This window comes from Vibrio sp. PNB23_22_6, from assembly GCF_052877535.1.
Genome location: NZ_JBNFXP010000111.1, coordinates 1 through 211 on the forward strand (window position 1 = coordinate 1; position 211 = coordinate 211).

The following is a 211-nucleotide window of genomic DNA, read 5'->3' on the forward strand; positions in this document are numbered from 1 at the left end:
GACACTAGCTCAGTTGGTAGAGCGCAACCTTGCCAAGGTTGAGGTCACGAGTTCGAACCTCGTGTGTCGCTCCAAATAAATAGCTTTCATTGTGCTTAACAGTGACATCCGGACGCGGGATGGAGCAGCTTGGTAGCTCGTCGGGCTCATAACCCGAAGGTCGTTGGTTCAAATCCAGCTCCCGCAACCACATTTAGATAAATTGCTGATG

The 211-nt window shown here is 50.7% G+C and carries 1 tRNA gene; it reads left to right on the plus strand.

Annotated features, from left to right (window positions below):
* Positions 1-113 precede the first annotated feature (113 nt).
* Positions 114-190, plus strand: a tRNA-Met gene (locus ACVA54_RS19825).
* Positions 191-211: the final 21 nt, after the last annotated feature.